Raw genomic sequence first — 25482 nt, forward strand, 5'->3', positions numbered from 1 at the left:
CCTCGGCTTCCGCAACCTCACCAACTACATCGCCCGCAGCCTGCTCGAGACCGGCGGCTTCAGACCCCACCTACACCCTCATCTGTGAAGAGCCGTCAATGGTCACCGGGAACGCATCGGTGGCTCCGCCGGCGGTAGCCGATGCGCTGGCCGAGGCCGAATCCTGTGAGCCACCGGTGCCGCAGGCGCTCACCGTGAGCAGGGCCGCCAGCGCGGCCGTGCCGGAGAGAATGCCCCGGCGGCTCAGCGAGTGGTTCATGAAGGCTGGTATGTCATGCACCGCGAGGTGCTCCTCTCGACGCTGGGGCCGGTTCGCCCCTGGCAGAAAACGACCTCAGGTTAGCCTTACCTCACTTGAGGCGCAAAACCGCGATCCATCTGTCGGAACCATCCGCCCGAGCATCTGCCCTTCTCGGGCCCCGTTCGCCGTGCTGGCATCGACGCTCGTGGTGTGCCCCTACGCTGGGGCCATGTCCGATGCCACCCCGGAACTGTCCCGCGAGCAGCCGCCCGCGATCTCCTTCGAACGGGTGACGAAGACCTTCCCCGACGGCACCCGAGCCGTCCACGAGCTGAGCCTTGGCGCACCCGCCGGGCAGATCACTGTGCTCGTCGGGCTCAGCGGATGCGGGAAGACCACCCTGCTGCGCATGGTGAATCGCCTCGTCACGCCGAGCTCCGGCGCGGTAGCGCTGGACGGCCACGATGTCGCCGCCGCGCATGCGGTGCGGCTGCGTCGACAGATCGGCTATGTCATGCAGAACGCCGGCCTCCTGCCTCACCGCTGCGTCGTCGACAACATCTGCATGGTTCCCCGGCTGCTCGGCGTGCCCGCCCGGCAGGCTCGCCAAAGCGCCCTGGCCCTCATGGACCGGGTGGGTCTGGACCGTGGCCTGGAACGGCGCTATCCGGCGCAGCTGTCCGGTGGGCAGCAGCAGCGGGTGGGCGTGGCGCGGGCGCTGGCGGCCGACCCGGCAGTCATGCTCATGGACGAGCCCTTCGGCGCCGTCGACCCCATCGTCCGCGCCGACCTCCAGCGCGATCTGCTGCGCCTGCAGCGTGACCAGCCCCGCACGGTGCTCTTCGTCACCCACGATATGAGCGAGGCATTCGCGCTGGGCGACCAGATCGTTCTGCTTGCCGAGGGGGCCCAGATCGTCCAGGCCGGGCGCCCCTCGGACTTCCTCACCCACCCCGCCGACGAGTATGTGGCCCGCTTCATCGGGCTGGACAACGGATCGGGTTCGCTGCACACCACCGTCGTCGACGGCGTCCCGCTCGTGGTCGACGCCAACTCCCGCCCGGTGGGCCGCCTGGACGAGGGCCCGGCATGAGGTGGCTGGCCAACAACTGGGACACGGTCTGGCAGGCCACGCTCGCCCATCTCGAACTCTCGCTGCCCGCCATCGTGGTCTCCTTCCTCATCTCGGTACCGGTGGCGTGGCTCGCCCACCGGTTCAGCTGGAGCCGGTTCACGCTCGTGACGCTGGGCAGCCTCATCTACGCAATCCCCTCGCTGCCCCTGCTCATCGTGCTGCCACTGGTGCTCGGCACGACAGTGCGCGACCAGATCAATGTGGTCGTGGCGCTCAGCCTCTACGGCTTCGCGCTCATGATCCGCGCCGGCACGGATGCGCTCGACGCGGTGCCCGCCAGCTGCGTGCATGCCGCCCTCGCGGTGGGGCAGTCCGGCCCCTCGCGCTTTTTCACCGTCGAGCTGCCGCTGGCCGGGCCTGGCCTGCTGGCCGGCCTGCGAGTGGTCTCGGTAAGCACGATTGCCCTTGTGAGCGTGTCAGGGGTGTTGGGCATCAACTCGCTGGGCATGCTCTTCGTCGACGGTTTCCAGCGCGGCATTCTCGCTGAGGTGATTGCCGGGATCCTCGCCACCGTCGTCATCGCCCTGGCAGTCGACCTGCTGCTCGTCCTCGCCGGCCGGGCGCTGCTCCCGTGGACCCGCGCGAGTGCCAGGAGGTCTCGGTGAACTGGCTCATGGAGACCCTGGAGTGGATCGCCGACCCCACCCACCAATCGGGGCCGGATGGGCTGTGGGCGCTCATCGGCCAGCACCTGGCGATCACCGGTTGGGCCAGTGCGGCATCGGTCCTCATCGGTGTGCCGCTCGGCTATCTCGTCGGACACACCGGGAGGGGCCGGATGCTCGTGGTCGGGTTGTCGGGCGCAGCCCGGGCGCTCCCGGCGATCGGCCTCCTGACGCTCGTCGCCCTGGTGGCAGGCATCGGATTGACCGCCCCCCTCGTCGCGCTCGCGGTGCTTGCCACGCCCTCGGTCATTGCCGGGGCCTACTCCGGTTTCGACTCCATCGAACCGGCAACGCTTGATGCAGCCCGGGCGATGGGCATGTCCCCGAGCCAGGTGCTCACCCGGGTGGAGATCCCCTTGGGCCTGCCCCAGCTCCTCGGCGGTATCCGGGCTGCCGTGCTCCAGGTCATCGCCACCGCAACGCTGGCCGCCTATGTGGGCGCCGGCGGCCTGGGGGTCTATCTCTTCCGGGGCCTGAAGACCCAGGACTATGCCCAGATGCTCGCCTCAGCGGTGCTCATCGTGGTGCTGGCGCTGCTCATCGATGTGCTGTTCGAGGTGCTCACCCAGATCACGGTGCGAGCCGTGCGTCCGCGGCTGTGAGCCCAGAGCCTGTCCCTGCCCAACCCTCGCCGAGAGTCGCTGGGCACCGGGCGGCTGCTCAGGCGGTGCTCGCAAGCAGCTGGGCCATCCGCCCGAGCCGCTCCAGAGCGGCCTCGAGAATGTCGTCTCCGCGCGCGAAGTGGAACCGGATGTACCGGTTCTCCTGCTCGTGGAAGAAGCTGGAGCCCGGCACGGCAGCCACGCCGTACTCGCGGATCATCCACTCGCAGAACTGCAGATCGCTCATGCCGGAGCACTGCGGCAGGGCAAGGAAGTCCGAGATGTCGGCCATGACGAAGTAGGTGCCCTGCGGCCAGCTGATCGTGTATCCGAGATCTGCCAGCCCGCCGCACAGCAGGTTCCTCTTGTGGGTGTAGAGGGCCTGCAGTTCCTCGTAGTACTGCGGCCCCAGGCGCAGGCCGGCGACGGCCGCTTCCTGCAGGGGTGCTGCCGCGCCGACGGTGAGGAAGTCATGCACCTTGCGCGCTGCCTCGACGATCCGCGCCGGTCCGATGATGAATCCGAGCCGCCAGCCGGTCATCGAGTAGGTCTTGGACAAGGAGTTGCAGGTGATCGTGCGCTCGGCCATGCCTGGCAGGCTGGCCATCGGGATGTGAGTGCTCGGGGCGTAGACGATGTGCTCGTAGACCTCGTCGGTGATCACGAAGGCGTCATAGCGCGTTGCCAACTCTCCGATGGCAGCCAGCTCAGGGCGGCTGAACACCTTTCCGGTCGGGTTGGAGGGATTGCACACGATGATGGCCTTGGGGTGCTGCCTGAAGGCCTCCTCGAGTCGATCGAGATCGAAGCCGAAGTCCGGCGGGTTCAGCGGGACAAAGATCGGCTGGGCACCCGACAGGATCGCGTCTGCCCCATAGTTCTCGTAGAAGGGGCTGAACACGATGACCTTGTCGCCCGGGTCGCAGACCGTCATGACCGAGGCCATCATCGCCTCGGTGCCACCACAGGTGACGCAGATCTGGGTGTCCGGATCGATCTCGTGGCCGAAGGTCGGGGTGTACTTGTCCGCGAGTGCGGCCCGGACATTGGCCGCACCCCAGGTGGTGGAGTACTGATGGGGACCCTCGTGCGCGACGTGGACGAGACGATCCAGGACGACCGAGGGCGGATCGAAATCGGGGAAACCCTGTGAGAGGTTGATCGAGTCGGGCTGTTGATCGTTGATCCTGGTCATCCGCCTGATCACCGAATCGGTGAAGGTCTTGACACGGGAGCTGAGTTCTGGCATTGGTCCTTCTGGGTATGAGGAATGGGCCCATTGTGCCCCGCAGTGGGCATGCTCGAGCACAGATGACCGAACACGACATCACATATCACCCATGGAGGCGATGGCATGAGCCGATGGGCACTGTTGCTGCGCGGAGTCAATGTGGGTGGCCTCACCATCGTCATGTCCGAGCTGCGGTCGCTGCTCACCGGGATCGGCACAGGAGGGGTCACGACCTGGCTCGCGAGCGGCAATGTGGCGCTCGACTGGCCCGGCGATGGGGAATCCCTGGCTGACGCCGCGTCGGCCGCGCTCGCCGCCCGCTACGGCCGCCCGGTGCGGCTGGTCGTCATGGATTTCGATGAGCTGGCCGATGTGGTCGCCCACTGCCCCTTCGTGGCCGATCCCCAGGAGCACCGTTATGTGATCGTCTGCGAGGACGACGACGTGGCCACACGGCTCGTCCGCCATGCGGTGCCCGGCGATGGGCCGGTGGAGGAGTTCAGCGCGCGAGGACGCGTTGTCTACTGGAGATGCCCGAAGAACTCGACGTTGACAACGCCCTTCGCGAGGCACCAAGCTCGTTTCACGGACCGGGCTCGGACCACTGCCCGCAATCTCAACACCCTCGAGAAGATGCTGCGCTGAACCCGAAGAAGCCGCCTTGAACCCGAAGAAGCCGTGCTGAATCGCAGCCGAACGCGGCGCCGGGTCGGCCGCACGGCTGGGAGCTGTCAGCTGGCCGGAGCGGGCTGGTAGGCGCCCATGAAACGCATCATGATGGCCCGCACGGCGCGGCGGCGGATCATGGCAAGGTCGAGTGAATTGTCCTGACGCACCCAGTGCTCGCCCTGGGGAACGAGCGTGGCATGAGCCATCGCCTGGTGATAGGCCTTGGCAAGCCGATCCGCGGCGGCGGTGTCCCGCTCGGCATTGACGATCCTGGCTGTCTCGATGAGGTCGTCGAGCCTGTCGACCTCATCGGCGGCGGTGTAAGGATCTGCCTGGGCCTGCCGGGACAACTCACAGGCCTCCATGACGGTGATGAGTCCCGCCTGAGTGCTCCACGTGAGCACGGAGGCGTAATCGGTGCGCTCGCCGGCCGGGAACTCCAGCAGTTCTTGGGCCAGATTGTCCGCCTCATTGGACAGATAGCGTGGCACAGTGCCTCCTACGGATGCGCGATGAGGAAAAGTACTGACAAAGTCTGAAGACAAGAATAGCTGTCAGACTCTCAGTCTGTCTTCAGAATGCCATCATCGCCGCATGAAGGTCTGCGGACCTGCAGAGGGGGCCGGACCCACTGGGCCCGACCCCCTCTGCAGCCAACTCACGCCAACCAGGCGTGTCAATCGCCCGCCTTCAGCGAGGACCAATCACTCGCCTTCGGCGACGACCTGCACGTTCACATGCACCTTCACCGCATCGGTGAGCTTCACCTGGACGCCGTGTCGTCCGAGGTTCTTGATCGGCTTGAGGATGGTGATGGATCGCTTGTCGATCGAGGGGCCGCCGGACTTCTTGACGGCCACCGCGATGTCGTTGGCGGTCACCGCACCGAACAGCTTGCCTGTCTGCGAGGCGTGGGCGCGTACCTCGGGGGTCAGCCCCTCAAGCTGCTCGCGCACCTGCAGCGCGTGCTCGTTGTCGCGGATGGTGCGCGCCTGACGCGCACGCTGGATGCCCTCGATCTGCTTGGCGGACCCGCGATTGTAGGCAATCGCGAAACCCTGGGGCAGCAGGTAATTGCGGCCGTAGCCGTCCTTGACTTCGACGACATCGCCGGCCACGCCAAGATGCTCGACCGGAGCAGTGAGAATGAGCTTCATATCGGTGTTCCCTTCTCAGCGAGCGGTCGTCGCGTAGGGCAGGAGGGCCATCTCGCGAGCGTTCTTGATCGCAATGGCGACCTTGCTCTGGTCCTGGACGGACAGCCCCGTGACTCGGCGGGCACGGATCTTGCCGCGCTCCGAGATGAACTTGCGCAGCAGCGCCGTGTCCTTGTAGTCGACATTGGCGACATGCGTCTTCTTGATCGGAACGATCTTCTTCTTGTTCACAGGCTTGCGCTGTGGACCGGCCATCGTGGTGCTCCTTCGGTTCTTGGGCTTGCTGTGGTGTGAGCAGCCCGGTGAGCCCGGTGTGTCATTACCGGAATGTGCCTTGACATGGATGGGACGAGCGGGCGGATCGGGCCCGTCCGCTCGCTGGTGATCAGAAGGGTGGTTCGTCGCTCTGGGCGCTCGCCCACGGATCGGCCACCGGTGCTCGGTTGCCGCCCTGCGGAGCGCCGCCCTGCGGAGCCGACGACCAGCCGGCATTGCCACCGCCGGACTGGCGGGGAGCTTGCGGAGCCGAGCCGCCCTGCGGGCCACCGTTGTTCTGCCAGTTGCCGCCGCCCGTTGAGGTCTTGGTGACCTTGGCGGTGGCATAGCGCAGCGAAGGGCCGATCTCGTCGACCTCGATCTCGAAGACGGTGCGCCGGTTGCCCTCGCGGTCGTCATAGCTGCGGGAGCGCAGCCGGCCGGAGACGATGACGCGCATGCCCTTCGTCAGGGACTCCGCGACGTTCTCCGCCGCCTGACGCCACACGGCGCAGTTGAGGAACATGGCCTCCCCGTCGCGCCACTCATTGGCCTGCCGGTCAAAGGTGCGAGGTGTGGAGGCCACCGTGAAGTTGGCCACTGCCGCCCCCGAGGGGGTGAATCGCAGCTCCGGATCGGCGGTGAGATTGCCGATCAGCGTGATTTGGGTTTCGCCTGCCATTGTGAGTCCTCAGTCGTCTCCGAATGTGGTCCGCGGTCACCGGGATGGGGCCCGGACATGCTGATGCGTGCCCACCGCCACGTGACCGGCCCAGGCCGCCAGCATCGATCGCGATTGCGATCGGCACGCGTGGCAGCCCGCCGCTCGCGTAGTGGTCAACAGGTCCAGACTGCCGTGCCACCGACCCTTCTGGTTGCTTGCGGCCGGTTCTGTGGACGGTTTCTCGCCAAGGACACGGCGATCACCGCACGGATCCGGCCGGTGGCGCATCGGCGCTCAGGCGTCGCGGCGCATGACCTTCGTACGCATGAACTGCTCGTCGATGGTCATGAGGCGATCGACCTCGGCGACCGTGGCGGGCTCGCTCGTGGTGTTGATGATCACGTAGAGGCCTTCAGTCTTCTTGTTGATGGGGTAGGCCAGATGACGGCGCCCCCAGATGTCCACATTGTCGACAGTGCCGCCCTCGCGGACGATCGTATCGGTGTACTTGTCGACGAGGGGCTGCAGCTGGCGTTCATCGACATCCGGGCTGATGATCGCCATGATCTCGTACTTGCGCATTGCGAACTCCACCTCCTTCGGTCTCGGCGGCCGTGGGTCGTTCCCACAGCAGGAGGGTTCAATGCATGGCCCGGCGCATGGGCGCAGGCCAAGAAGTCATTCTAGGCCACGCCGGCCGGGAGGAGAAAACCCGGACCCGGACGAACCGCGACGCAGTCCGCTCAACCCAGCACCTCGCCGATCGCCGCGTCGAAATCAGTCAGGTCGCCCGGCGTGCGTGAGGTGATGAGAGTGAACCCCTGGGCGTCGTCCACCTCGACGGACCGATCGACCCAGTTCCCGCCGGCATTGGTGATGTCGGTGCGCAGCGAGGGATAGGAAGTGAGAGTCTTCCCCCGGGCAAGGCCGGTCTCGACGACGAGCCAGGGTCCGTGACAGATCGCGGCAATCGGCTTGCCGGATGCCGCGAAGCCCTCGGCGATGCGCCGGGCGTCCTCCTGGAGCCGAAGGGTGTCCGCGTTGATGGTGCCCCCCGGGATGACCAGGAGGTCGAAGTCAGACGGCGACAACTCGGCGAGCGCCGCGTCGGCCCTCACGGTGGGCCCAGGGTCTTTGTCCGAAACGAGGGTCTGGATGGTCTGGCTGTCGGGGGTCGCGACGACCACCTCGTAGCCGGCGGACTCGAGATATCCCTTCGGAGTGAGGAGTTCGTCGGCCTCGACACCGTACGAGCTCGCGATGATGGCAACCCTCTTGGTCTGATCAGCCATGATGTGCGATCTTCCTTTCGTCGTCGTTTTCCGGCCCATCCGACAGCTACCCGAGAACGAGGGCCATCAACCGGCCTCAGCGGGGCTCCCCCGGCTCCAGCAACGGGAGGCGAGTTTCGCGAGTGTCCGGGTCGGGGCGACGCCGACGGACACGGGAACCCCCGTGTCATGCCGCACCCTGGTGCGGATCGTGTGGCCCAGGGTGGCAAGGCCGGCCGCATCGGTGGCCCGCACACGCACGAATGCCTCGTCGATGGAGAACACCTCGACCTGCGCGGAGGTGGTCGGCGACGATACGGCCCAAGACCCGGCGAGTGTGCCCGTCTCGGACGATGCACAGGTAGCCCCAGCCCTCGCCGGTGGCCAGGCTAGTCTCTTTTCAAGAATTGTTGAAAGGTTGGTGGTGGAGGTGAGGTGTGGCGGATCTGCAGGAGGTGTTGCGGGCAGTGGCGGACCCGGCGCGGCGCCGCGTCCTGGAGTTGTTGAGATCCGGAGGTGCCTCGGCCGGGGAGCTGTCTCGGGCGACGGGGCTGTCGCCGTCGGCGTTGAGCTACCACTTGGTGAAGCTCAAGGAAGCCGGGCTCGTGCGCGAGGACAAACAAGGCCGATTCGTGTTCTACCACCTGAACCTCACCGTGCTGGAGGATGCCGCGGTGTGGTTCGCAGGTTTCGCGGGCCGAGGGGGCGACGGGCATGAGTGAGCCCCAGGAAACAGATGGCGTGCGCGCGTGGTGGTGGGTCTGCTACGCCGTAGTGACGCTGGCGCCGGTGGTCGTGGCCTTGTGGGCGGTGGCGGCGACGGGGGCCCCGGGCAACCTGTACGTGTTTCCTATCACCGGCCTGGTCGTCTCGGCGGTGCTGGCGGCGACCGCCCGGGGCTTGGGCGCGAAGGCCGCCAGTGGGAAGACGGAGCGCTCGCTGTTCCGCAGCAGCCTGTCGTCGTGGCCGCATGGGCCGTCGTGTCCGTGTGGACCGTCCTTGGGGGTGCTGGGCTCGTGAAGTGGGCCGGGCAGGAGGCCAATGGGCGGGTCCTGTCCGTCGCCCTGCTCGGGGCGGCGACGGCCGTGCTGGGCAACGCGACGCCGGTGGCGCCGCCCAACGCGTGGTTCGGTTTGCGCGTGGGGTGGTCCTCCCACAGCCCCCAGGTGTGGGCCCGCTCCCAATTGGTGGCCGGGCGGATCCTGGTCGGCGTGGGGACCGCGATCCTCGTGTGCGCGTTCCTGGTCCCACCCGCGGTGTCGCTGGTCGTCGCGGTGGTCCTGCTCCTCGCCGCCGGGGCCGTCTCGACCCTGTACGCCCGGCACGCAGCACTCGCGGAGGGCCCTGTCCAGGAGGAACCCGCCGTCACTGCCGGCCGCTGGAAGGCCGCGGGGCCAGATGCTGCCGGGACGCCGGACTCGTGGCCGCGGCGGGCCGCCGCGATTGTGTTGGCGTGGGTCCCGGTGGTCGTGGTCGCCTGCTACGCAGCGTGGATGTGGGGCCGCATGCCACCCGTCATCGCGTCGCACTGGAATGGCCTGGCGGCACCAGACGCGTCCCAGTCGCGGGTCGTGTTCCTCGTGGAAGCGATTCTGTCGAGCGTGGTGTTCGCAGTGTTCGCAACCTATGGGTCACTGTCTCGGCCCACGACGGTACGCGGCGAGCAGCGGTCTGTGATGGCCCTCGGGCTCGGATCCGGGGTGGCGGCCATGATCACCACCGCCTACATCCTGTCCGTCGAGCTGACGATCCGGGCCGGCAGCCCCGAAAGAGCCGACCTGGGCGGGTGGACTCTGCTCGTGTTCGCAGCGATCCTGTGGGGTCTGGGTCCCCTGGCCACCCAGTTCCGCGGCGAACTCCGTTATCTCGCACACCTGAACTGGGCAGGGGTGCACTGGCCGTGACAACCCAGGACGTCCCCGCCAAAGCGACGCAGGGCGACTCGCCTCTCCGTGTGGGGGAGTGGAAGTGTGAACAAAACGAACAAAATGAGTGACAGTTTGGTGAACGAAATGCGGCGAACTTGACGCTGATTAGGTGTACTGACCGGGGACGTTGATCAATCGTGAGAAGGGCGGCTGGCCTCCGCAGGCGGTGTGGGGTCGGTGGTGGTTGTAGTAGTGCAGCCAGCCAGCGAGTTCACCGCGACGCTCAGCTTCGGACGCCTAGCAGCGAGCATAGGCCCAGCCATCGGCCATGGCCCGGTGGAAGCGTTCGATACTCCTTCCCGTTGGTCTGTGGCCGATACGGACGGGTTCGTTTGTGCGTAATGCCGCGCTCAGCGCAGGTGTCTCGCCATAGGTGCGACCGGTAGGCACCCCCGTTGTCTGACAACACCCGCTCAACAATGACTCCCCGCTGGCCGAACCAATCCACTGCTCGAGACAGAACCGCCGTTGCGGTGATCGCGGTCTCGTCGTCATGAATCTCGGCGTATGCAACGCGGGAATAGTCGTCGATGATTGTGTGGACGTAGGCCTTTCCCATGAGTGGATTGGCGTACTTGTTCCGGGGTTTGTCCGGAGTGGAGCTTCGATTTCTCTCTCCTTGCTGCCGGCCGACGTAGCGCCAACCCCCTCCGTCTGGGATGTTGCCAAGCTTCTTCACATCCACATGAATCATTGAGCCGGGATGGTCGTGCTCGCATCGACGGATCGGTTCTCCGGTGGCCCGGTCGACATGCGACAGACGGTTCAAACGGACCGAGCTAAGTATGCGATGAACCGTCGATGGGGCAATGCCCAAACGGACGGACAGTTGAACAGGGCCTTCGCGGAGGCGTAGACGCAGGGCGATGCAGCGGCGACTGGTCTTCGTGTCGGTCTTGTTCGGCGAGTGGTGTGGCCGCGAGGATCGGTCTCGCATCGGTTGCCCTGTCTGATATCTGTCGTCCCATCTCTTTACCGTGGGCCACGAGACCTGGAATCGGGCTGCGACTTCACTGATCGGCCAGCCTTCGTCAACGACGAGGCGGGGCCACCTTCAGGCGGTGGCGCGGTGTGAGAGCAGCGTTTGGATGTGTCATGAGTTCTCTCCGAGACGGAAAGGGGGCCAGCAGATTCGGTTGGCCCCTTCACGTTGCGAGTGCAGTTCAGCTGGTTTGCGACGCTGCGCGAATGATCTCGGCGAGGTCGCTCGGCCGGCTCCACATGGGCCAGTGCCCTGTAGGGAGGTCTACGACATCGACGCGTTCGAGGTTTGCGACCTCAGCGAACATGGGGTGACCCGCCTTGACCAACTCCATCACCTGCTCGCCCGAGATCGAGCAGCACACCAGGGTCGTCGGGACGCGATGGCGGGCCTCGTTCGTGAGCTCGACGGACTGGCGAAGCACCGGAGCGGGCTCAGGGACGGCCTTCGTCCGGAAGCGCTCGAGTGTTTCGGCTCTCAGTCCTTCGAGGCTAGCCTGCTGCCCGAGGTCATCGAACGACGGCAGGGGCAAGTCTTCAAGCTCGGCCGGGAACTCGGATGCGAACGCAGTGCCATTGGCCACGGGGCCGGAATCGACCCACACCACCCGGGCGACCGACTCGGGGTGTCGGTCGAGGACGAGACTGACGGGGACGTTGGCTCCGCTGTGCGCGACGAGGATCACGGGCTGATCGCCCTGCTCGGCGATCGCGTCTCTGATCGCTGCCGCCTGGTCGTCGACCGTCTTTGCCGCGCGCTCCGCGTCGTCCTCGTCGAGACCCGGCAAGGTCATCGCGACTGCGTGCGTGTCATCGGTTGCAAGGTACTCAACGACGTCGTCCCAGGCCCATGCTCCCAGCCAGTGGCCGGGGATAAGGACGATAGGTCGACTGTTATTTGTTGTTGTCATGGGACAAGCCTCCCAGCCATGATGGACAAGAGTGTGACACCATTTATGTCATGAATTTATCGAGGTTTGAGCGGTGAAGCGAGCCGAGCGACTACACGCCCTGTCCGAGACGCTGCGTCGCAGTGGGGCACGGGGCGTCTCGGCCGAGCGGTTGGCGCGAGAGTTCGAAGTGTCGGTCCGCACTGTCAAGCGTGACCTCGACGCGTTGGAGAACAGCGGCGCACCAATCTGGTCCCGCCCTGGCCCGGGCGGGGGATACGGGCTTGCCAAGGGTGCGACCCTTCCGCCCGTCACCCTGTCCCCGGCGCAGGCCGTGGCGCTCATGGTGGCGGTCTCCGCCGCGTCAGATGCGCCCTATGCAGATCTGGCAGGGGCCGGGGTCCGGAAGATCATGGACGTCCTTGACCCCAAAACCCGAGCGCAGGCCGACGAGCTTGCCCGCCGGATCTGGGTCAATTCGCTTCCCTCTTCCTCACGCTCCATCCGATCAGCGATAGAGGAGGCGATGGCCGAGCAAAGAGTGCTCCGCATTCGCTATACGTCGCGGGAGGGTATCACGACTGCTCGTGACGTCGAACCTGTGCTGTTCGCTTCCACGAGCGGCCGGTGGTACCTAGTCGGATGGTGCCTCCTGCGCGATGCGATGCGATGGTTCGCCGTGTCGCGCATCGAGCACGCCGCCGTCACCATGACGGCCTGCAGCGGCCACACCATCCAGGAGGTCGGGGAGCCCCCGGTGAACGCCAGGCCCGTTCATGGCCGCGACGAGTGACTGCCTCGATCAACCTCTCCGGTCAGTACACCTGTGGCCACCGGCACCCACGCCAACTGCGTCGCCCGACGAGGCACCAATAATTCGAGCATGAGTTCGATGACAGATCCTGGGACAGACACCGTCTGCCGATCAGGCGGTGCACCTCAGCGGGGCTCCCCCGGAACCAGCACCTGACCATCCTTCAGCCAAGCGCCCAGACCGCCGGTAAGGGAGAACGCCTCGTGGCCCGCGGAGCGCAGCAGCGCGACCGCACCCTCGGCCCGCGCACCGGTGGTGCTCACGACGACGACCGGCTTGCTCGTGTCGGCCAGCGGATCATCCCCCCAGATGGCCTCCACAGGATCGGCGCGCAGTGCCCGAGCGTCAACCAGCCGCGCGCCTGGAAGATGCCCCCGGACGAACTCGCGATGGCTGCGCACATCGATGACCACCGCTCCACGGGAGAGCAGGCCCAGGGCGGCAGAGACGTCCACACCGTGTGCCGCCCCGGCGTCCGGCCGATCCGGCACCCCGGGCTCGCGATCGTCCCTGGTCCACGGCCACCTCATGACCTCATCCTGCCACCGGCTGCGCCCAGTGGCCGTCATCCCCGTTCTGCACCCCTTACGGCTTGCGGCCCGGCACGAGCGAGGAATGCCCCTACAGTGCATGTCGTGGCAGGAAGCACGAACCGCGCGGGCCGGTACGCACTCCCAAGGGCCCATGAGCGGCGCGCGAGGGGCACGGGCTGCGGGCGGAAGACACTACAGGCCGTCGTGGTGGCCCCATGAGCGTGCGTGAGCGAGTGCGACGCCACACCGACATGCCCCGCGACGTGCTCGTGTTGGGCCTCATCGCCTTCTTCGTGGCTCTGGGCTTCGGCGTCCTGGTGCCGGTGCTGCCCAGCTTCGCCGCCCACTTCGGCGCCAATGACTTCATGGTGGGTCTGGTGGTCTCGACCTTTGCGGCCATGCGGCTTGCCACGAGTCCGCTGTGCGGACGGATTCTGGCTCGCCTGGGGGGACGCGCCACCTTGGCGAGCGGGGTGCTCATCGTCGCGGCATCGAGTTCGATCATGGCCTTCGCCACGAACTACTGGTGGCTGTTGGGGTGGCGGGCGGTGGGCGGTATCGGCTCGGCGATGTTCACGGTCTCCGCGATGACCCTGCTGCTCGCCAGCGTGCCGGCAGATATGCGAGGCCGGGCCACCGGCTTCTACCAGAGCGGTTTTCTCATCGGCGGCATGGCAGGCCCAGCGCTCGGCGGGCTGCTTGCCAGGATCGCACTCGTCGCGCCCTTCCACTTCTACGCCATCACTCTCGCAGCAGCGGGGGCAACGGGACTGCTCTTGCTGTCCACGACCACCACGCGGGCCGCCGATCCCGGGACTTCGGCCACGGCACGACCGCTGCGCGAAGTCCTGGGGGATGCCCGCTTCCAGGCGGCCTGCACGGCGAATCTCGCCCAGGGCTGGAACTCGGTGGGGGTGCGCAATTCGCTCATCCCGCTGGTCATCGTCGCCGGGCTCGGCCTCACCCCGACCTGGACCGGTATTGTTTTCGCCGTCGCCGCGGTAGTGCAGACCCTCGCCCTGGCACCCGTGGGCCGCTTCGTCGACACTGTCGGCCGCCGCCCGGCGATGCTTGCCAGCGGCGCCCTCATGGCTGTCGCCCTCATGGGCGTGCCGCTGAGCCATTCGATCTGGCCGCTCATGGGCCTCATGTGCGTCTATGCCATCGGTGCCGCTGCGATGGGCACCGCCCCGGCCGCCAGCGTCGGCGACGCCACCGGTGGTGTGCGCGGCGGTACCCCGGTGGCGATCTTCTCGATGTCCAGCGATCTGGGCGCCATCGTCGGCCCGCTGGTCGCCGGCGCGTTGTCCGACCACTTCGGACGCACCTGGGGATTCTCGGTGGGTGCCGTGCTGCTGGCCCTCAGCTCGCTCATGGCGGTACGGATGCCCCGCGCCGAGGCAGGGCATCGCCGCACCCCCCAAGGCTGAACCCGCGCAGGGCCGAACCCGCGCAGCCCACGGCCCGGGTGTCCCGGCGCCCCGCCGGCGGGACACCGAGGCCGGCCCGATCACTCGGTGTGGCGCACCTCGTGCCCGCCGAACTGCCCGCGCAGGGCCGAGACCAGCTGCATGGCGGGGCTGTTCTCCTGCCTGGACGCGAAGCGCGCGAACAGCGCCGCCGCCAGGACGGGGGTGGGCACCGCATGGCCGACGGCCTCTTGCAGCGCCCAGCGTCCCTCGCCGGAATCGGGGGTGTACTGGTCGACGCCGCTGAGCTCCGGATCGTCGTCGAGTGCCTTGACGAGCAGGTCGAGCAGCCAGGAGCGCACCACGGTTCCGCGCATCCAGGCCTTGAAGCAGCCGGCTGGATCGTCGATCACCTCGCTGGCCTTGAGCAGTTCCCAGCCCTCGCCATAGGCATGCATGAGGCCGTACTCGACCGCGTTGTGCACCATCTTTGCGTAGTGCCCAGCCCCTGTCCCGCCGGCATGCACGAAGCCCTCCTCCCGGGGGCCCTCGGGGCGCAGCGCGTCGAAGATCGGCAGGGCGCGGCGCACATCGGCAGCGTCGCCCCCGACCATGAGGCCGTAGCCATTGGTGCGCCCCCAGACCCCTCCGGAGACCCCGCAGTCGCAGAAGTGGATGCCTCGGGCGGCCAGCACGTCGGCGTGGGGAGCAGCGTCGCGATACGGCGAATTGCCACCGTCGATGACCAGATCGCCGGGATCGAGCAGCTGGGCCAGGGAGGCGATCGTGGCGCGGGTGGGCTCCCCGGCCGGCAACATCACCCAGATCGTGCGCGGCGCGACGAGCCGGGACACGAGTTCGCCCAGGTCGGCCACATCGGTGACGGCGGGGTTGCGGTCGTAGCCGATCACCTCGTGACCAGCGGCACGGATGCGTTCTGCCATGTTGAGGCCCATCTTTCCCAGGCCGATGAGTCCGAGTTGCATGTCTTCTCCCTGTCTGCGGGCTTGCCACGCGGGCCCGTCCGATGCGGGGCCGTGCCCGCGAGCCTGTGCGGAGCGGGCCCTGCCCGCAACCGTGAGCTGGGGCGGGCGCTGCCCGCAACCGCGTACCTGAGCGGGCCGTGGCGCCCACCCCGACGAGATACCGCAGCTAGACGACGACGCTCAGCGCCATGACGAAGACCAGCCCACTGACCGAGATCACGGTCTCCATGAGCGACCAGGTCTTGATCGTCTGCCCCACTGTCATCCCGAAGTACTCCTTGACCATCCAGAATCCCGCGTCGTTGACGTGGCTGAAGAACAGCGAACCGGCACCGATCGCCAGCACCATGAGCGCGGTCTGGACCGGGGACAGACCTGCGGCCATCGGTCCCATGACTCCTGCCGCCGTGATGGTGGCCACCGTGGCCGAACCAGTGGCGAGCCGGATGAGCACCGCCATCAGCCAGGCGGCCAGCAAGGGGGGCAGCGCGGCATCGGCCAGCCCCTTGGCGATCATGTTCGCGATACCCGAATCGACGAGCGTCTGCTTGAAGCCGCCACCGGCACCGACGATGAGCAGGATGCCGGCGATCGGCGGGAAGGCCGAGCCGACGATCTTGTTGACCTCGTCGCGCGTCTTGGACAGCGTGTAGCCGAACACGAACATCGCCACGATTGTCGTAATGAACAGGGCGATGAGTGGCGTGCCGATGAAGACGACAGCCGAGCCGAGAGCGGACTTGTCCTGGCCGGTCACCTCGGCGAGGGTGCGCGCGAGCATGAGGATGACGGGCAGTACGACGACAACGAGGGCGGCGACAAAGCGCGGCTTCTTGCCCTGCTTGGCCTGAGCGTCGGGTGCGCCGAGGAAATCGGTCCGCGGCGGGATCGGAACCCAGCGCACCAGTACCTTGGCCAGCAGCGGTCCTGAGATGGCTAGCACGGGGAGGGCGACGAGCAGCCCCAGGCCGAGGGTGATGCCCAGGTTGGCCTTGAGAGCGCTGATCGCGATGAGCGGCCCGGGGTGCGGCGGAACGAGGCCGTGCAGAACCGAGAGCCCCGCGAGCGCCGGGATCGCGACGATCATCACCGGGACCTTGGCGCGGTGGGCGGCATACATGACGACGGGGATGATCATGACAACCCCCACCTCGAAGAACAGCGGAATGCCGATGACGAACGCAATGAGGGCCATCGCCCATGGCAGACGCTGGGTGGAAGTGCCGGCCAGGATCGTGTCGACGATGACGTCGGCACCTCCCGAGGAGACCAGCAGGGTGCCGATGATGGAGCCGAGCACGATGAGCAGGCCCACATCGGACAGCGTGGAGCCGACTCCGGTGGTGAAGCTCTTGAACAGATTGTGATAGGGCACGCCCGCCGAGATGGCCATGACAGCCGACCCGGCCATGAGGGACAAGAAAGGGTGCACCTTCAGCCAGACAATGAGCAGGACGATCGTGGCAATGCCCGCGAGGGCAGCAAGAACCAGCTGGGTATCCATGTCCGGGCCTCAGATCGTCGACTCGAGCGGGCCGACAACGCGATAGACCCTGGCGACCTGTTCCTCCAGCGGAAGCGCGGACTCCATGGTGAAGCCATGTTCGCCATGGGTGCCCAGTTCGAGAGGTTCGAGCGTCGCGAACTGGGAGGGCAGCAGCGAGGTAGGCATGAAGTGACCCGAGCGGGTGGCCATGCGTTCCTCGAGCAGTTCAGGAGAGCCGACCAGATGGAGGAAGACGGTGCGGCCAGGGGCAGCGGCGAGATGGTCGCGATAGGCCCTCTTGAGGGCCGAGCAGGTCACCACCGTGGAGTGTCCCTGAGCGTCCTGGCCGGTCGTCCACTCGACGATCCGATCGAGCCATGGCCAGCGATCGGCGTCGTCGAGGGGCTGGCCCGCACTCATCTTGGCGACGTTCGCCTTCGGGTGGAAGTCGTCGCCCTCGGCGAAGATCCAGCCCAACTTGTCACTGAGCGCGGCGGCAAGGGTTGACTTGCCGGACCCGGCAACACCCATGACCACCAGATGTGTGTTCGTCATCATCGACCTTTCGGTTGAGCCGCCTCTTTGGAACTCAATGGGATGACTATAAGTCTAAAAGAGAGTCTCAATCAATCGGTGGTGCGCTCGCGTCCGTGTTCCGCGCCGGCGGGCAACTCACGCCCCGATATGCTCGGCCTCGACATCAACGCTACTGGACAGGGGGCCCGGGTGGGCGAGATGCAGGCCGGCAGGCCCATGCACATAGCCATCGCGCGCGAGCTCGGGATCGAGATCATCGACGGACGCTGGGCCACCGGCAGCGCCCGGACACTGGATGAGCTGCAGACCCGCTTCACGATCTCGCGCACGGTGGCTCGCGAATCCACCCGGCGGCTGGAGGCGATGGGCCTGGTCACCTCACGCCGCCGCCTCGGGCTGATACCCCAACCGGCACATTCCTGGCATGTGCTGGACCCCGAGCTCATCGACTGGCGGCTGCACTCCAGCCAACGCGAGGCACAGCTGGTCTCACTCACGCAGTTGCGGATGGCTGTCGAACCGGCCGCCGCGGAGATGACGGCACGCCGTGCGCCCTTGCGAGTCCGCGCCCAGCTGCTGCCCATCGCGGCGGACATGAGGCGCACCGGCGAAGCCGGCCAGCTGCGCGATTTCATGACTCTCGACATCGAGTTCCACCGGCTCATCCTCGGGTCGGGAGGCAACGAGCTGTTCGCCGCACTCGGCGATCTGGTGGCCACCGTCCTGCAGGGACGAACCGAGCTCCAGCTCATGCCATCCCAGCCCAAGCCCGAGGCGCTGAGGCTGCACGCCGAGGTGGCCCAGGCGGTCTTCGAGGGAGACCACGAGAGGGCCCGGCGGGCCATGCAGGAGATCCTCGACGAGGTGGCGAGCGTGTTCGACGCGGCCGAGAGGGGCTGAGACCCCGGCCGCGACCGGCACAGTCCCCATGGCAGCTGGGACGAGGGGTCTTGGATGCGTCTGGATGCGTCGTCGGCGCCGGGAAACCAGGATCGATTTCGCCGGCGCCGGCCAGCGGCTCGGGCCTCACGCGCTCGAGCCCGGGTGAATCCCTGCGATCAGTGGAAGACCAGATTCCACAGCTGCGAGAGCTTGAGCACCCCCCAGTTGAGCACATTGCCACCAGTGTCGAGATTGCTCATCTGCGTGACTCCGCCGGGAGGGTTGACGACCCCGCTCATCATCTGGGTGAGAACGGGCCCGAAATCGGTGGCCATGAGCAGCGCCGCGGCCATCACCACGGTGCCGGTGAGCACGGTGGTGAAGATATTCCCCTTGCGGGAGGGCACGATGAGGGCGACGAAGAAGGGGATGGTCGCAAGGTCACCGAACGGCAGGACGCGGTTTCCCGGCAGGACCACCGCCAGGAACAGGGTGATCGGAACGAGCAGGAGCCCGGACGACAGTGCGGCTGGCGAGCCGGTGGACAGCGCGGCGTCCATGCCGATGTAGATCTTGCGGCCCTTGAATCGGCTCTGCAAGAACTCCTGCGCACCCTCGGAGATCGGGATCAGTCCCTCCATGAGGAGCTTGACCATGCGCGGCATGAGGAACATGACACCGGCCATGTTCATTCCCACCTGGGCAATCTTGCCGACGTCGTAGCCCGCGAGAGCTGCCAGCGCGGCGCCGATGACGAAACCCATCACCCACGGTTCACCGAAGATGCCGAAGCGCTTCTGGATGGTCTCCGGATCCGCCTTGACCCGGTTGATGCCGGGGATCTTCCCGATGAGCCAGCCGATCGGGATGCCCAGCAGGGCCATTGCGTTGGCCGAGCCGGTCGGGAAGCTGACGTCCTCGAGCCCGTAGTACTCCTGCATCGTGGGGGCCGTCCGGTCGGCGATGATCAGGCAGGCCACCTCGTAGATGATTGCCATGGCGAACCCGAACCACAGGTTTCCGGTGACCAGATAGCCGGTTGCGGCGGCCGCGGCGAAGTGCCAGTAATTCCAGATGTCGACGTTCATGGTCTTCGTCCAGTTGAGAAGCAGCATGATCACGTTGACCACCAGTGCGAGCGGAATCACCGCCGCACTGATCGGCTGGGCCCACACTCCAGAGGACACGCCTGGCCAGCCGACGTCAATGATGGTCAGATGGAACCCGAATCTCTGGACCATCGCCTGCGCAGCGGGACCGATGTTGTTGCTGAGCAGTGTCAGCACCAGATTGATACCGATCATTCCGATGCCGATCGTGACACCGGAACGCAATGCCTTCGCCGGGCGGACCCGGAAGATGAGTGCGATGATGAAGATGAAGACCGGCAGCATCACACTCGGCCCAAGGTTCAGGAAGTACTGAACCGCGTGGGTGAGAGTTTCCATTCCACAACCCCTTCATTAGCTGTGCTCGTCATAAGCTGTGCTTGCCATGAGCCGTGCTTGCCATAAGCCGTGCTCGTGAAGTCGCCACGCCCCGGAGCTCTCAGGCGGCCCGGTGCCCTCATCGGCGACGCATTCCTGGCAAGCGCGTTGCGAAGCGCAGCGGTGCGCCCCGCCATGTGCCCGGAATCGGTGGTCGCGACCTTGCGACACACCCGGGCCCTCCCACGGTCAGCGCCCGGATCGCGCCGTGGCACGCCCGGGCCGCCGAGAGCTATTCCTTGTCGAGGATCTCCCGGGCGGTATCGATGATCTTGGCATCGAGCTTGTCCTTACCGAGCCCGGTGAGATATCCCATCGCCACAACGGCCGGAATCCGGTAGGCGGTGGGAAGCAGACTCGTGGACACGAGCATGTCGGCATCCTGCTGCCTGCCGGCCGCCTCAGAAATCTTGATCTGGATGAGCGAAACACGGATGTTGTTCTGCTTGAACAAATCCTCCAGCTTCTGCATGACGACCGTCGAGGTGGCGATTCCTGCTCCGCACGCCACAAGCACCTTCAATTCCCTGTTCATGAAAACTCCTTGGTTCTGCTCTGTTGACGTGGGGTCGTGATCACTCGAGTGTGGCGCGGATCGCCTCGGGGGTGGGCGCCTGCTCGAGAAGGGTGACCAACTCATGGTTCTGGATGACCGCGGCCAGTTGCTGAAGCATCTTGACCTGGGCATGGGGCCGGTTGAGACCCAGTACGAAGAACAGCCTCGGCCGCACGAGATGGGCCGGATCATCCATTCGGTGGAACTCGATCGGCTCCTTTGTGGTGATGACCGCCACGAACTCCTTGACGATCGTGTCCGCATCCGTGTGCGGAATGGCCACCGCGCCCTGCTCGAGTTCCAGTCCGGTGGGATACTTCTCCTCCCGGGCGATCAGCTTCGGCAGGAACTGTTCGTTCACGTACCCGTTCTCGAGTGCGACTTCGTTGACGAACCGGAACAATTCCTGCTGCGCTGTCAGTTCTCGCTGCGGAAGAATCAGCTCATCGCGGAGATAGTCCCGAAGCCTGATCTGGGTGGCCGACCCACCACTGGTGTCTTTCACAATCGATATCCCATCTTTGCGATTCGAAGTCGAAGCGATCCGGGCCGGCGTGGTATGTGCACCACACCGGCCCGCGAGGGCAGCTCACTGAATCCAGGGTTCGCTGATCCATTTCGATGCTCTCTGATGATCCCCATGAAGCGTTGCCTCTGCATCGAGGCAACGGACCTGTCCATCAGGCTAGGAACAGGGGGTGAGCAGCGTCAACCTGGATTCGTTGCTCATATGAGCAACACCTGTGCAGCACCCCTCCCTCGCGTCACACTACCTAGTCACATGGCCTTTAACCGCTGTGCGCGAGCGACTCACTCCTCACCTGGGACACCCGTGGCGAGGAGGCAAGTTTCATCTGCGCTCATCTGCGCAATACTGGGCTGGGCAGCCGCGATCAGCGTTGGACCGCGTTATGTTGGCCCCGAAGGACAGGAGTGGCAACGATGCGTGCAACTGACAACCACGAGGAGCAAATGCTCCGCGCCGCCGAGTTGTACTATTACCAGGCCAGCACCCAATCCGAAATCGCGGACAAACTCGGAGTGACCCGATGGACCGTCGGGCGCCTCCTCGACGAAGCTCGGAAAACCGGCCTGGTTCGTATTGTCATTGATCATCCGCGGGCCAGGCGCCATGAACTCGAAGTCGAGCTGCGGCGCGAGTTCGGTTTGCGCGAGGTCATGGTCCTGCCGAGCCAGCACAGCCCCGCTGCCACCATGAAATCCGTATGCTCGATGGCTGCCGAGCAGCTGTGCAACATCCGACCGGCGATCCGCAAGATCGCGGTGAGCTGGGGCCGGACCACCGCCGAAGTGGCCGCCAATCTGCCACAGGGCTGGGCGCGCGATCTCGAGGTCATCCAGACCAACGGCGGCCCCTCCTTCGTGCGAGGCAATCCCATCGGCAATTCCCTGCATGTGATGGCCGAATCAGGCGGTGGCACAGTACGACGTCTCGAAGCGCCGACGATTCTGGAGGATGCCTGGGCAGCCAAGCTGCTCCGCGCGGACCGTTCGGTCGCCGCGACCTTCAGGGCCGCGGAGAGCTGCCGCGTCATGCTCTTCTCGCCCGGCAGCATGAGGCCGGAGTCCGTGCTGGTCCAGTCCGGATATCTGTCCGTGGAGCAGATGGACGAGATGCGCCGGGCGGGTGCGGTGGGCGATGTGATGAGCCACTTCATCACCCCGGCCGGCACACCCGCGGCTCCCGAGCTCGACGACCGAACACTGTCCATCCCGCTGTCCGCAGTGCGCAGCTGCGCCAACTCGATAGCGGTGGCAGCCGGGGTCGAGAAGGCCGAGTGCACGAGGGCCGTGGTGCTCTCCGGACTGTGCACCACCCTCATCGTCGACAGCGCCATCGCGAAGGCTCTGCTGAGCGAGCCCCCCAAGACCCATGAAGAAGAATCCGGCGCCCGACCCGCGCCACTGTCCGCCACACATTCCCAAGGAAGAGAACAATGGCAATAATCGCAGTCCTCGGCGCCGGAGTCATGGCCTCGGCGCTCACCAATCCGGCGCGTGACAATGGTCATGAGGTCCGACTCATCGGCACGCATCTCGACGACGAGATCATCGCGTCCGTCAAGCAGACGCGCGTACACCCGGTGCTCGGCGTCGAGCTCGACGCCGGAGTCAAGCCCTACTATTTCGGTGAGGCGGGCGACCAGATCGCCGGCGCCGATGTGGTCATGGTCGGGGTGAACTCGTTCGGCATCGACTGGGCAGGCGAGCAACTGGCCAGATTCCTGCATCCAGGCCAGAAAGTACTGGTCATCACGAAGGGCCTTCAGGCAGACGCCAATGGCGATCTCCACATTCTCCCGCACGTGCTGCAAAGAGCCGTCGGACCGCTCTCCCAGCAGGTGACCTGGTCAGCGATCGTCGGCCCCTGCATTGCCGGCGAGCTGGCCATCAGGCGCCCCAGCTGCGTGGTATTCAATGGGGAGGACCCCGAATCCCTCGAATATCTCGCGAATCTGTACCGCACGGATTACTACCACGTATGGACCTCCACGGAATTCATCGCGCACGAGGTCGGCGCCGCCACGAAGAATGTCTTCGCCTTTGCCCAGGGCTTTGCCCACGGAATCCTCAGCGCCACCAACCAGCTGGACGCCAAGTACGTCATGTACAACTACTCGGCCGCGCTGTTCGCGGAGGGTTCCCGGGAGATCCATCAGTTCATCGAACTGCTCGGCGGCGACCCGAAGGTCGCCGATGGCCTGGGTGGCGTTGGCGACATGTTCGTCACCTCCATGGGCGGACGCAATGTGAAGGCGGGGGGGCTCGTTGGCGCCGGCATCCCCTTCTCGCAGGTGCGCGAGGTGCACATGAGGGGCATCACCCTGGAGGGTGTCGCGGCCATCAAGGTGATCGGAGCGGCCCTGGAGAAGCTCACCGAACGGGGCGTTGTCGCCGCGAGCGACTTCCCGCTCGTGCGCTTCCTCTACGATCTCGTCGTCCGCGACGGAAAGCTCGACATCCCCTGGGACAGCTTCTTCGGCGGGCACCACAGCCTGACGCAGGCAGGAGCATCTGCGCGCTGAGCACGATCCGGTGGCCCGGGGCGTCGAGAGAGCTGCTCGGCGGCCCCGGGGCGCGGCCTGCCGGGAAGCCACCACGGTGTGGAGCGAGGAGTAGAGGGAACTCTTCCGGGATCTATGAATCTCACTAGATTCTCGAATACTCTGCTGTCATGGACCCGATCCGCAATCCCTATGCCCCCGGCGCCGGTCAGCGCCCCCCGGAGCTGGCAGGACGCTCGGAGCAGCTGCACCACTTCGACGTGGTGATCGAGCGAGTGGCGCACGGGCGTCCGGAGCGCTCGCTGATCCTCACCGGGCTGCGCGGGGTCGGCAAGACCGTGCTGCTCAATGCCCTGCGCGGCCAAGCCGTGCGGGCCCACTGGGGCACCGGCAAGCTGGAGGCCAGGCCCGAGCAGCACCTTCGGCGCCCCCTCGGGGCAGCACTCCACATGGCGGTACGCGAGCTCGGTCATCCCGACGTCGACCAGGCGCTGGGGACCATCAGGGCGTTCATAGAACGCGACGCCAAGCCCGGCAGCAAGCTGGCCGACCGCTGGAACCCCGGGATCCTCGCTCCAGCGACCAAGGGCCGTGCCGACTCGGGTGACATCGAGATCGATCTCGTGGAACTGTTCAGCGACTTGGGCGGGCTGGCAGCCGACATGGGCGTGGGTATCGCAGTCTTCATCGATGAGATGCAGGACCTGACCACGGCCGATGTCTCGGCGCTGTGCGCGGCCTGCCACGAGATCAGCCAGCAGGGCCTGCCCCTCGTCGTGGTTGGCGCCGGGCTGCCCCACCTGCCAGCACTGCTCTCGGCGTCCAAGAGCTATTCCGAGCGCCTGTTCAGCTACCAGCGCATCGACCGCCTCGACCGCGAGGCCGCCGACCAAGCCCTCCAGAGCCCGGCACGCGACGAGGACGCCGAATGGAGCACCGACGCCCTCGACGCGATGTATCGGACCACCGGCGGCTATCCCTATTTCATCCAGGCCTATGGGAAAGCCGTCTGGGATGTGGCGGCGGCAAGCCCGATCAGTGCCGAGGACGTCCGCATCGGCACCCCTGGCGCCGCGAATGAGCTTGCCGTGGGCTTCTTCGGCAGCCGTTTCGAGCGTGCAACACCGGCCGAGCGGGAGTATCTGTGCGCCATGGCCGATATCGGCGAGGACGACGGCGAGGTGTCCAGCACCGACGTGGCGCAGGCGCTGGGCCGCAAGCCCCAGTCCCTGTCGCCAGCCCGCGACGCGCTCATGAAGAAGGGGCTGGTCTACTCCGGGGAACGCGGCAAGGTGGCCTTCACGGTGCCGCACTTCGGCCGCTATCTGCGCAGCCAGCCATGAGCAGCCCCTCGGACGCCTCGAGCGCGGCGAAGCAGATCGCAGAGGGTCTCGTGCTGTGCGAAGATGGGCGGGTCCGCCCCCCGTGGGCGGCATGCGATCCCCTGCTGCGTGAGTACTTCGACACCGAGTGGGGCCGCCCGGTACGCACCGAACAGGGCCTGTACGAGCGGCTGTGCCTAGAAGCCTTCCAGTCCGGGCTGAGCTGGTCGACGATCCTGCGCAAGCGCCCGGCCTTCCGTTCGGCGTTCGCGGGCTTCGACCCGGATGCGGTGGCCGGCTTCGGTTCGCGCGATGTGGACCGGCTGATGGCCGACCAGGGCATCGTGCGCAACCGGCGCAAGATCGGGGCGGCCATCACGAATGCCAAGGCCACCGTGGACCTGCGGGATCGCGGTGGGCTCGCCGCCTTCATCTGGTCCAGGCGTCCGGATCCCCTCCCTCGGCGCCCGCCCGGCGCTGACGCGCCGACCGCCACCGCAGAATCGGCGGCACTGGCCACGGACCTCCGCGCGCAGGGCTTCGTCTTCGTGGGCCCCACCACGATGTATGCGCTCATGCAGGCGATCGGTCTGGTGGATCCGCGCACCGAGGGCTGTTCCGAGCTCATCGACTGAACGAGACCGGCACCCGATCCCCCAGTCCCGGCCCCCCAACCCCGGCACGCGCGCCTCGGCACCTTCTCCGCTGCACATTCGCGTTCGCCGGTGCTCATTCCCGCGTGTTCCCCCTGCCTA

Annotated in this window: 31 protein-coding genes and 1 pseudogene; 14 read left to right on the top strand and 18 right to left on the bottom strand. The window is 66.4% G+C overall.

Going from position 1 to position 25482, the window contains the following annotated elements; translation table 11 throughout:
- Nucleotides 1–70: 70 nt before the first annotated feature.
- The gene (locus BMX93_RS10760; RefSeq protein ID WP_143052898.1) at nucleotides 71–280 is read right to left on the bottom strand and encodes a hypothetical protein; all 210 of its coding nucleotides are present in this window, start codon (nucleotides 278–280) and stop codon (nucleotides 71–73) included.
- A gap of 190 nt (nucleotides 281–470) precedes the next feature.
- Here BMX93_RS10760 and BMX93_RS10765 point away from each other — a divergent pair, with 190 nt between their 5' ends.
- Genes BMX93_RS10765 through BMX93_RS10775 form a run of 3 tightly spaced genes read left to right on the top strand, consistent with a single transcriptional unit; the run spans nucleotide 471 to nucleotide 2643 of the window.
- Nucleotides 471–1334: an ABC transporter ATP-binding protein gene (locus tag BMX93_RS10765; RefSeq protein ID WP_091970980.1), complete on the top strand. Its 864-nt coding sequence runs from the start codon at nucleotides 471–473 to the stop codon at nucleotides 1332–1334.
- Nucleotides 1331–1981 carry an ABC transporter permease gene (locus BMX93_RS10770; protein ID WP_091970905.1) on the top strand — a complete coding sequence of 217 codons (651 nt, stop codon included), beginning with the start codon at nucleotides 1331–1333 and terminating at the stop codon, nucleotides 1979–1981. Before BMX93_RS10765 ends, BMX93_RS10770 begins: the two co-directional genes overlap by 4 nt.
- The gene (locus tag BMX93_RS10775; RefSeq protein ID WP_091970906.1) at nucleotides 1978–2643 is read left to right on the top strand and encodes an ABC transporter permease; all 666 of its coding nucleotides are present in this window, start codon (nucleotides 1978–1980) and stop codon (nucleotides 2641–2643) included. Before BMX93_RS10770 ends, BMX93_RS10775 begins: the two co-directional genes overlap by 4 nt.
- Nucleotides 2644–2701: 58 nt before the next feature.
- On the opposite strand, the gene BMX93_RS10780 is transcribed toward BMX93_RS10775, so the two are convergent.
- Complete coding sequence (locus BMX93_RS10780) at nucleotides 2702–3892, bottom strand: pyridoxal phosphate-dependent aminotransferase (RefSeq protein WP_091970907.1); 1191 nt, start codon at nucleotides 3890–3892, stop codon at nucleotides 2702–2704.
- Between the two features lie 105 nt (nucleotides 3893–3997).
- On the opposite strand from BMX93_RS10780, the gene BMX93_RS10785 reads away from it, so the two are divergent.
- On the top strand, nucleotides 3998–4519 hold the full coding sequence (locus BMX93_RS10785) for a DUF1697 domain-containing protein (RefSeq protein ID WP_091970909.1): 522 nt from the start codon (nucleotides 3998–4000) through the stop codon (nucleotides 4517–4519).
- Nucleotides 4520–4605: 86 nt separating this feature from the next.
- Here BMX93_RS10785 and BMX93_RS10790 read toward each other — a convergent pair whose 3' ends face one another.
- The 7 genes from BMX93_RS10790 to BMX93_RS13565 form a co-directional block, all read right to left on the bottom strand.
- Nucleotides 4606–5034 (bottom strand): hypothetical protein, encoded by a 429-nt coding sequence (locus BMX93_RS10790; RefSeq protein WP_091970910.1) that lies wholly within the window; start codon nucleotides 5032–5034, stop codon nucleotides 4606–4608.
- Between the two features lie 213 nt (nucleotides 5035–5247).
- Complete coding sequence (gene rplI / locus BMX93_RS10795; protein ID WP_091970911.1) at nucleotides 5248–5700, bottom strand: 50S ribosomal protein L9; 453 nt, start codon at nucleotides 5698–5700, stop codon at nucleotides 5248–5250.
- A gap of 15 nt (nucleotides 5701–5715) precedes the next feature.
- A complete protein-coding gene (rpsR, locus tag BMX93_RS10800) occupies nucleotides 5716–5955 on the bottom strand; it encodes a 30S ribosomal protein S18 (protein WP_091970912.1) in 240 nt (79 codons plus the stop codon).
- A gap of 130 nt (nucleotides 5956–6085) precedes the next feature.
- A complete protein-coding gene (locus tag BMX93_RS10805) occupies nucleotides 6086–6637 on the bottom strand; it encodes a single-stranded DNA-binding protein (protein WP_091970913.1) in 552 nt (183 codons plus the stop codon).
- Nucleotides 6638–6913: 276 nt separating this feature from the next.
- Nucleotides 6914–7201 (bottom strand): 30S ribosomal protein S6, encoded by a 288-nt coding sequence (gene rpsF, locus BMX93_RS10810; protein ID WP_091970982.1) that lies wholly within the window; start codon nucleotides 7199–7201, stop codon nucleotides 6914–6916.
- A gap of 161 nt (nucleotides 7202–7362) precedes the next feature.
- Nucleotides 7363–7911, bottom strand: a complete 549-nt coding sequence (locus BMX93_RS10815; RefSeq protein ID WP_091970914.1) for a type 1 glutamine amidotransferase domain-containing protein — start codon at nucleotides 7909–7911, stop codon at nucleotides 7363–7365.
- A 66-nt stretch (nucleotides 7912–7977) separates the two neighbouring features.
- On the bottom strand, nucleotides 7978–8400 hold the full coding sequence (locus BMX93_RS13565; protein ID WP_091970915.1) for a Y-family DNA polymerase: 423 nt from the start codon (nucleotides 8398–8400) through the stop codon (nucleotides 7978–7980).
- On the opposite strand from BMX93_RS13565, the gene BMX93_RS10825 reads away from it, so the two are divergent.
- Genes BMX93_RS10825 through BMX93_RS10830 form a run of 3 tightly spaced genes read left to right on the top strand, consistent with a single transcriptional unit; the run spans nucleotide 8328 to nucleotide 9794 of the window.
- Nucleotides 8328–8612 carry a metalloregulator ArsR/SmtB family transcription factor gene (locus BMX93_RS10825; RefSeq protein ID WP_218139323.1) on the top strand — a complete coding sequence of 95 codons (285 nt, stop codon included), beginning with the start codon at nucleotides 8328–8330 and terminating at the stop codon, nucleotides 8610–8612. The genes BMX93_RS13565 and BMX93_RS10825 overlap by 73 nt on opposite strands.
- Nucleotides 8605–8910, top strand: a complete 306-nt coding sequence (locus BMX93_RS12985; protein ID WP_177170203.1) for a hypothetical protein — start codon at nucleotides 8605–8607, stop codon at nucleotides 8908–8910. Before BMX93_RS10825 ends, BMX93_RS12985 begins: the two co-directional genes overlap by 8 nt.
- Nucleotides 8853–9794, top strand: coding sequence for an SdpI family protein (locus tag BMX93_RS10830; protein ID WP_177170204.1), 942 nt, complete (start codon nucleotides 8853–8855; stop codon nucleotides 9792–9794). Before BMX93_RS12985 ends, BMX93_RS10830 begins: the two co-directional genes overlap by 58 nt.
- A 129-nt stretch (nucleotides 9795–9923) precedes the next feature.
- Here BMX93_RS10830 and BMX93_RS10835 read toward each other — a convergent pair.
- Together BMX93_RS10835 and BMX93_RS10840 are read right to left on the bottom strand one after the other, a co-directional pair.
- Nucleotides 9924–10915: pseudogene (locus BMX93_RS10835) on the bottom strand (IS481 family transposase).
- A gap of 66 nt (nucleotides 10916–10981) precedes the next feature.
- Nucleotides 10982–11710: an alpha/beta fold hydrolase gene (locus BMX93_RS10840; RefSeq protein ID WP_091970918.1), complete on the bottom strand. Its 729-nt coding sequence runs from the start codon at nucleotides 11708–11710 to the stop codon at nucleotides 10982–10984.
- Between the two features lie 73 nt (nucleotides 11711–11783).
- Here BMX93_RS10840 and BMX93_RS10845 point away from each other — a divergent pair, with 73 nt between their 5' ends.
- The gene (locus BMX93_RS10845) at nucleotides 11784–12482 is read left to right on the top strand and encodes a helix-turn-helix transcriptional regulator (protein ID WP_091970919.1); all 699 of its coding nucleotides are present in this window, start codon (nucleotides 11784–11786) and stop codon (nucleotides 12480–12482) included.
- A gap of 146 nt (nucleotides 12483–12628) precedes the next feature.
- On the opposite strand, the gene BMX93_RS10850 is transcribed toward BMX93_RS10845, so the two are convergent.
- Nucleotides 12629–13033 carry a rhodanese-like domain-containing protein gene (locus tag BMX93_RS10850; protein WP_091970920.1) on the bottom strand — a complete coding sequence of 135 codons (405 nt, stop codon included), beginning with the start codon at nucleotides 13031–13033 and terminating at the stop codon, nucleotides 12629–12631.
- A gap of 218 nt (nucleotides 13034–13251) precedes the next feature.
- Here BMX93_RS10850 and BMX93_RS10855 point away from each other — a divergent pair, with 218 nt between their 5' ends.
- Nucleotides 13252–14466 carry an MFS transporter gene (locus tag BMX93_RS10855; RefSeq protein ID WP_091970921.1) on the top strand — a complete coding sequence of 405 codons (1215 nt, stop codon included), beginning with the start codon at nucleotides 13252–13254 and terminating at the stop codon, nucleotides 14464–14466.
- An 80-nt stretch (nucleotides 14467–14546) separates the two neighbouring features.
- Here the strand turns inward: BMX93_RS10855 and gnd are convergent, their stop codons facing one another.
- From gnd to BMX93_RS10870, 3 genes are read right to left on the bottom strand one after another with little or no spacing between them, the layout of a single operon-like run.
- Complete coding sequence (gene gnd / locus BMX93_RS10860) at nucleotides 14547–15590, bottom strand: phosphogluconate dehydrogenase (NAD(+)-dependent, decarboxylating) (protein ID WP_281245669.1); 1044 nt, start codon at nucleotides 15588–15590, stop codon at nucleotides 14547–14549.
- Nucleotides 15591–15597: 7 nt separating this feature from the next.
- Nucleotides 15598–16935, bottom strand: coding sequence for a GntP family permease (locus tag BMX93_RS10865; protein ID WP_091970930.1), 1338 nt, complete (start codon nucleotides 16933–16935; stop codon nucleotides 15598–15600).
- A 9-nt stretch (nucleotides 16936–16944) separates the two neighbouring features.
- The gene (locus BMX93_RS10870) at nucleotides 16945–17472 is read right to left on the bottom strand and encodes a gluconokinase (RefSeq protein WP_218139324.1); all 528 of its coding nucleotides are present in this window, start codon (nucleotides 17470–17472) and stop codon (nucleotides 16945–16947) included.
- 180 nt (nucleotides 17473–17652) lie between these two features.
- Between BMX93_RS10870 and BMX93_RS10875 the strand changes: the two genes are divergently transcribed.
- Nucleotides 17653–18354 carry a FadR/GntR family transcriptional regulator gene (locus BMX93_RS10875; RefSeq protein ID WP_091970986.1) on the top strand — a complete coding sequence of 234 codons (702 nt, stop codon included), beginning with the start codon at nucleotides 17653–17655 and terminating at the stop codon, nucleotides 18352–18354.
- Nucleotides 18355–18512: 158 nt separating this feature from the next.
- Here the strand turns inward: BMX93_RS10875 and BMX93_RS10880 are convergent, their stop codons facing one another.
- From BMX93_RS10880 to BMX93_RS10890, 3 genes are all read right to left on the bottom strand, one after another.
- Entirely contained in the window at nucleotides 18513–19784 is a 1272-nt protein-coding gene (locus BMX93_RS10880; protein WP_091970935.1) for a PTS galactitol transporter subunit IIC, read from the bottom strand.
- A 271-nt stretch (nucleotides 19785–20055) separates the two neighbouring features.
- Nucleotides 20056–20358, bottom strand: a complete 303-nt coding sequence (locus BMX93_RS10885) for a PTS sugar transporter subunit IIB (protein WP_091970936.1) — start codon at nucleotides 20356–20358, stop codon at nucleotides 20056–20058.
- 40 nt (nucleotides 20359–20398) lie between these two features.
- Nucleotides 20399–20884 (bottom strand): PTS sugar transporter subunit IIA, encoded by a 486-nt coding sequence (locus BMX93_RS10890; RefSeq protein WP_218139326.1) that lies wholly within the window; start codon nucleotides 20882–20884, stop codon nucleotides 20399–20401.
- Between the two features lie 437 nt (nucleotides 20885–21321).
- On the opposite strand from BMX93_RS10890, the gene BMX93_RS10895 reads away from it, so the two are divergent.
- The 4 genes from BMX93_RS10895 (at nucleotide 21322) to BMX93_RS10910 (ending at nucleotide 25362) form a co-directional block, all read left to right on the top strand.
- The gene (locus BMX93_RS10895; RefSeq protein WP_091970937.1) at nucleotides 21322–22347 is read left to right on the top strand and encodes a sugar-binding transcriptional regulator; all 1026 of its coding nucleotides are present in this window, start codon (nucleotides 21322–21324) and stop codon (nucleotides 22345–22347) included.
- A complete protein-coding gene (locus BMX93_RS10900) occupies nucleotides 22338–23426 on the top strand; it encodes an NAD(P)H-dependent glycerol-3-phosphate dehydrogenase (protein ID WP_091970939.1) in 1089 nt (362 codons plus the stop codon). The genes BMX93_RS10895 and BMX93_RS10900 overlap by 10 nt, the downstream gene beginning before the upstream one ends.
- A gap of 149 nt (nucleotides 23427–23575) precedes the next feature.
- Nucleotides 23576–24748 carry an AAA family ATPase gene (locus tag BMX93_RS10905; protein WP_091970941.1) on the top strand — a complete coding sequence of 391 codons (1173 nt, stop codon included), beginning with the start codon at nucleotides 23576–23578 and terminating at the stop codon, nucleotides 24746–24748.
- On the top strand, nucleotides 24745–25362 hold the full coding sequence (locus tag BMX93_RS10910) for a DNA-3-methyladenine glycosylase I (protein ID WP_091970943.1): 618 nt from the start codon (nucleotides 24745–24747) through the stop codon (nucleotides 25360–25362). Before BMX93_RS10905 ends, BMX93_RS10910 begins: the two co-directional genes overlap by 4 nt.
- Nucleotides 25363–25482: the final 120 nt, after the last annotated feature.

It is taken from the genome of Propionibacterium cyclohexanicum, assembly GCF_900111365.1.
GTDB lineage: Bacteria > Actinomycetota > Actinomycetes > Propionibacteriales > Propionibacteriaceae > Propionibacterium > Propionibacterium cyclohexanicum.

What these genes read in the sequence shown, in the direction of transcription:
- BMX93_RS10765 (WP_091970980.1), top strand. Translation starts at nt 471, where the DNA reads ATGTCCGATGCCACCCCGGAACTGTCCCGCGAGCAGCCGCCCGCGATC.
- BMX93_RS10770 (WP_091970905.1), top strand. Translation starts at nt 1,331, where the DNA reads ATGAGGTGGCTGGCCAACAACTGGGACACGGTCTGGCAGGCCACGCTC.
- BMX93_RS10780 (WP_091970907.1), bottom strand. Translation starts at nt 3,892, where the DNA reads ATGCCAGAACTCAGCTCCCGTGTCAAGACCTTCACCGATTCGGTGATC.
- BMX93_RS10785 (WP_091970909.1), top strand. Translation starts at nt 3,998, where the DNA reads ATGAGCCGATGGGCACTGTTGCTGCGCGGAGTCAATGTGGGTGGCCTC.
- rplI (WP_091970911.1), bottom strand. Translation starts at nt 5,700, where the DNA reads ATGAAGCTCATTCTCACTGCTCCGGTCGAGCATCTTGGCGTGGCCGGC.
- rpsR (WP_091970912.1), bottom strand. Translation starts at nt 5,955, where the DNA reads ATGGCCGGTCCACAGCGCAAGCCTGTGAACAAGAAGAAGATCGTTCCG.
- BMX93_RS10805 (WP_091970913.1), bottom strand. Translation starts at nt 6,637, where the DNA reads ATGGCAGGCGAAACCCAAATCACGCTGATCGGCAATCTCACCGCCGAT.
- rpsF (WP_091970982.1), bottom strand. Translation starts at nt 7,201, where the DNA reads ATGCGCAAGTACGAGATCATGGCGATCATCAGCCCGGATGTCGATGAA.
- BMX93_RS10815 (WP_091970914.1), bottom strand. Translation starts at nt 7,911, where the DNA reads ATGGCTGATCAGACCAAGAGGGTTGCCATCATCGCGAGCTCGTACGGT.
- BMX93_RS12985 (WP_177170203.1), top strand. Translation starts at nt 8,605, where the DNA reads ATGAGTGAGCCCCAGGAAACAGATGGCGTGCGCGCGTGGTGGTGGGTC.
- BMX93_RS10840 (WP_091970918.1), bottom strand. Translation starts at nt 11,710, where the DNA reads ATGACAACAACAAATAACAGTCGACCTATCGTCCTTATCCCCGGCCAC.
- BMX93_RS10850 (WP_091970920.1), bottom strand. Translation starts at nt 13,033, where the DNA reads ATGAGGTGGCCGTGGACCAGGGACGATCGCGAGCCCGGGGTGCCGGAT.
- BMX93_RS10855 (WP_091970921.1), top strand. Translation starts at nt 13,252, where the DNA reads ATGAGCGTGCGTGAGCGAGTGCGACGCCACACCGACATGCCCCGCGAC.
- BMX93_RS10865 (WP_091970930.1), bottom strand. Translation starts at nt 16,935, where the DNA reads ATGGATACCCAGCTGGTTCTTGCTGCCCTCGCGGGCATTGCCACGATC.
- BMX93_RS10870 (WP_218139324.1), bottom strand. Translation starts at nt 17,472, where the DNA reads ATGACGAACACACATCTGGTGGTCATGGGTGTTGCCGGGTCCGGCAAG.
- BMX93_RS10875 (WP_091970986.1), top strand. Translation starts at nt 17,653, where the DNA reads ATGCAGGCCGGCAGGCCCATGCACATAGCCATCGCGCGCGAGCTCGGG.
- BMX93_RS10880 (WP_091970935.1), bottom strand. Translation starts at nt 19,784, where the DNA reads ATGGAAACTCTCACCCACGCGGTTCAGTACTTCCTGAACCTTGGGCCG.
- BMX93_RS10885 (WP_091970936.1), bottom strand. Translation starts at nt 20,358, where the DNA reads ATGAACAGGGAATTGAAGGTGCTTGTGGCGTGCGGAGCAGGAATCGCC.
- BMX93_RS10895 (WP_091970937.1), top strand. Translation starts at nt 21,322, where the DNA reads ATGCGTGCAACTGACAACCACGAGGAGCAAATGCTCCGCGCCGCCGAG.
- BMX93_RS10900 (WP_091970939.1), top strand. Translation starts at nt 22,338, where the DNA reads ATGGCAATAATCGCAGTCCTCGGCGCCGGAGTCATGGCCTCGGCGCTC.
- BMX93_RS10905 (WP_091970941.1), top strand. Translation starts at nt 23,576, where the DNA reads ATGGACCCGATCCGCAATCCCTATGCCCCCGGCGCCGGTCAGCGCCCC.
- BMX93_RS10910 (WP_091970943.1), top strand. Translation starts at nt 24,745, where the DNA reads ATGAGCAGCCCCTCGGACGCCTCGAGCGCGGCGAAGCAGATCGCAGAG.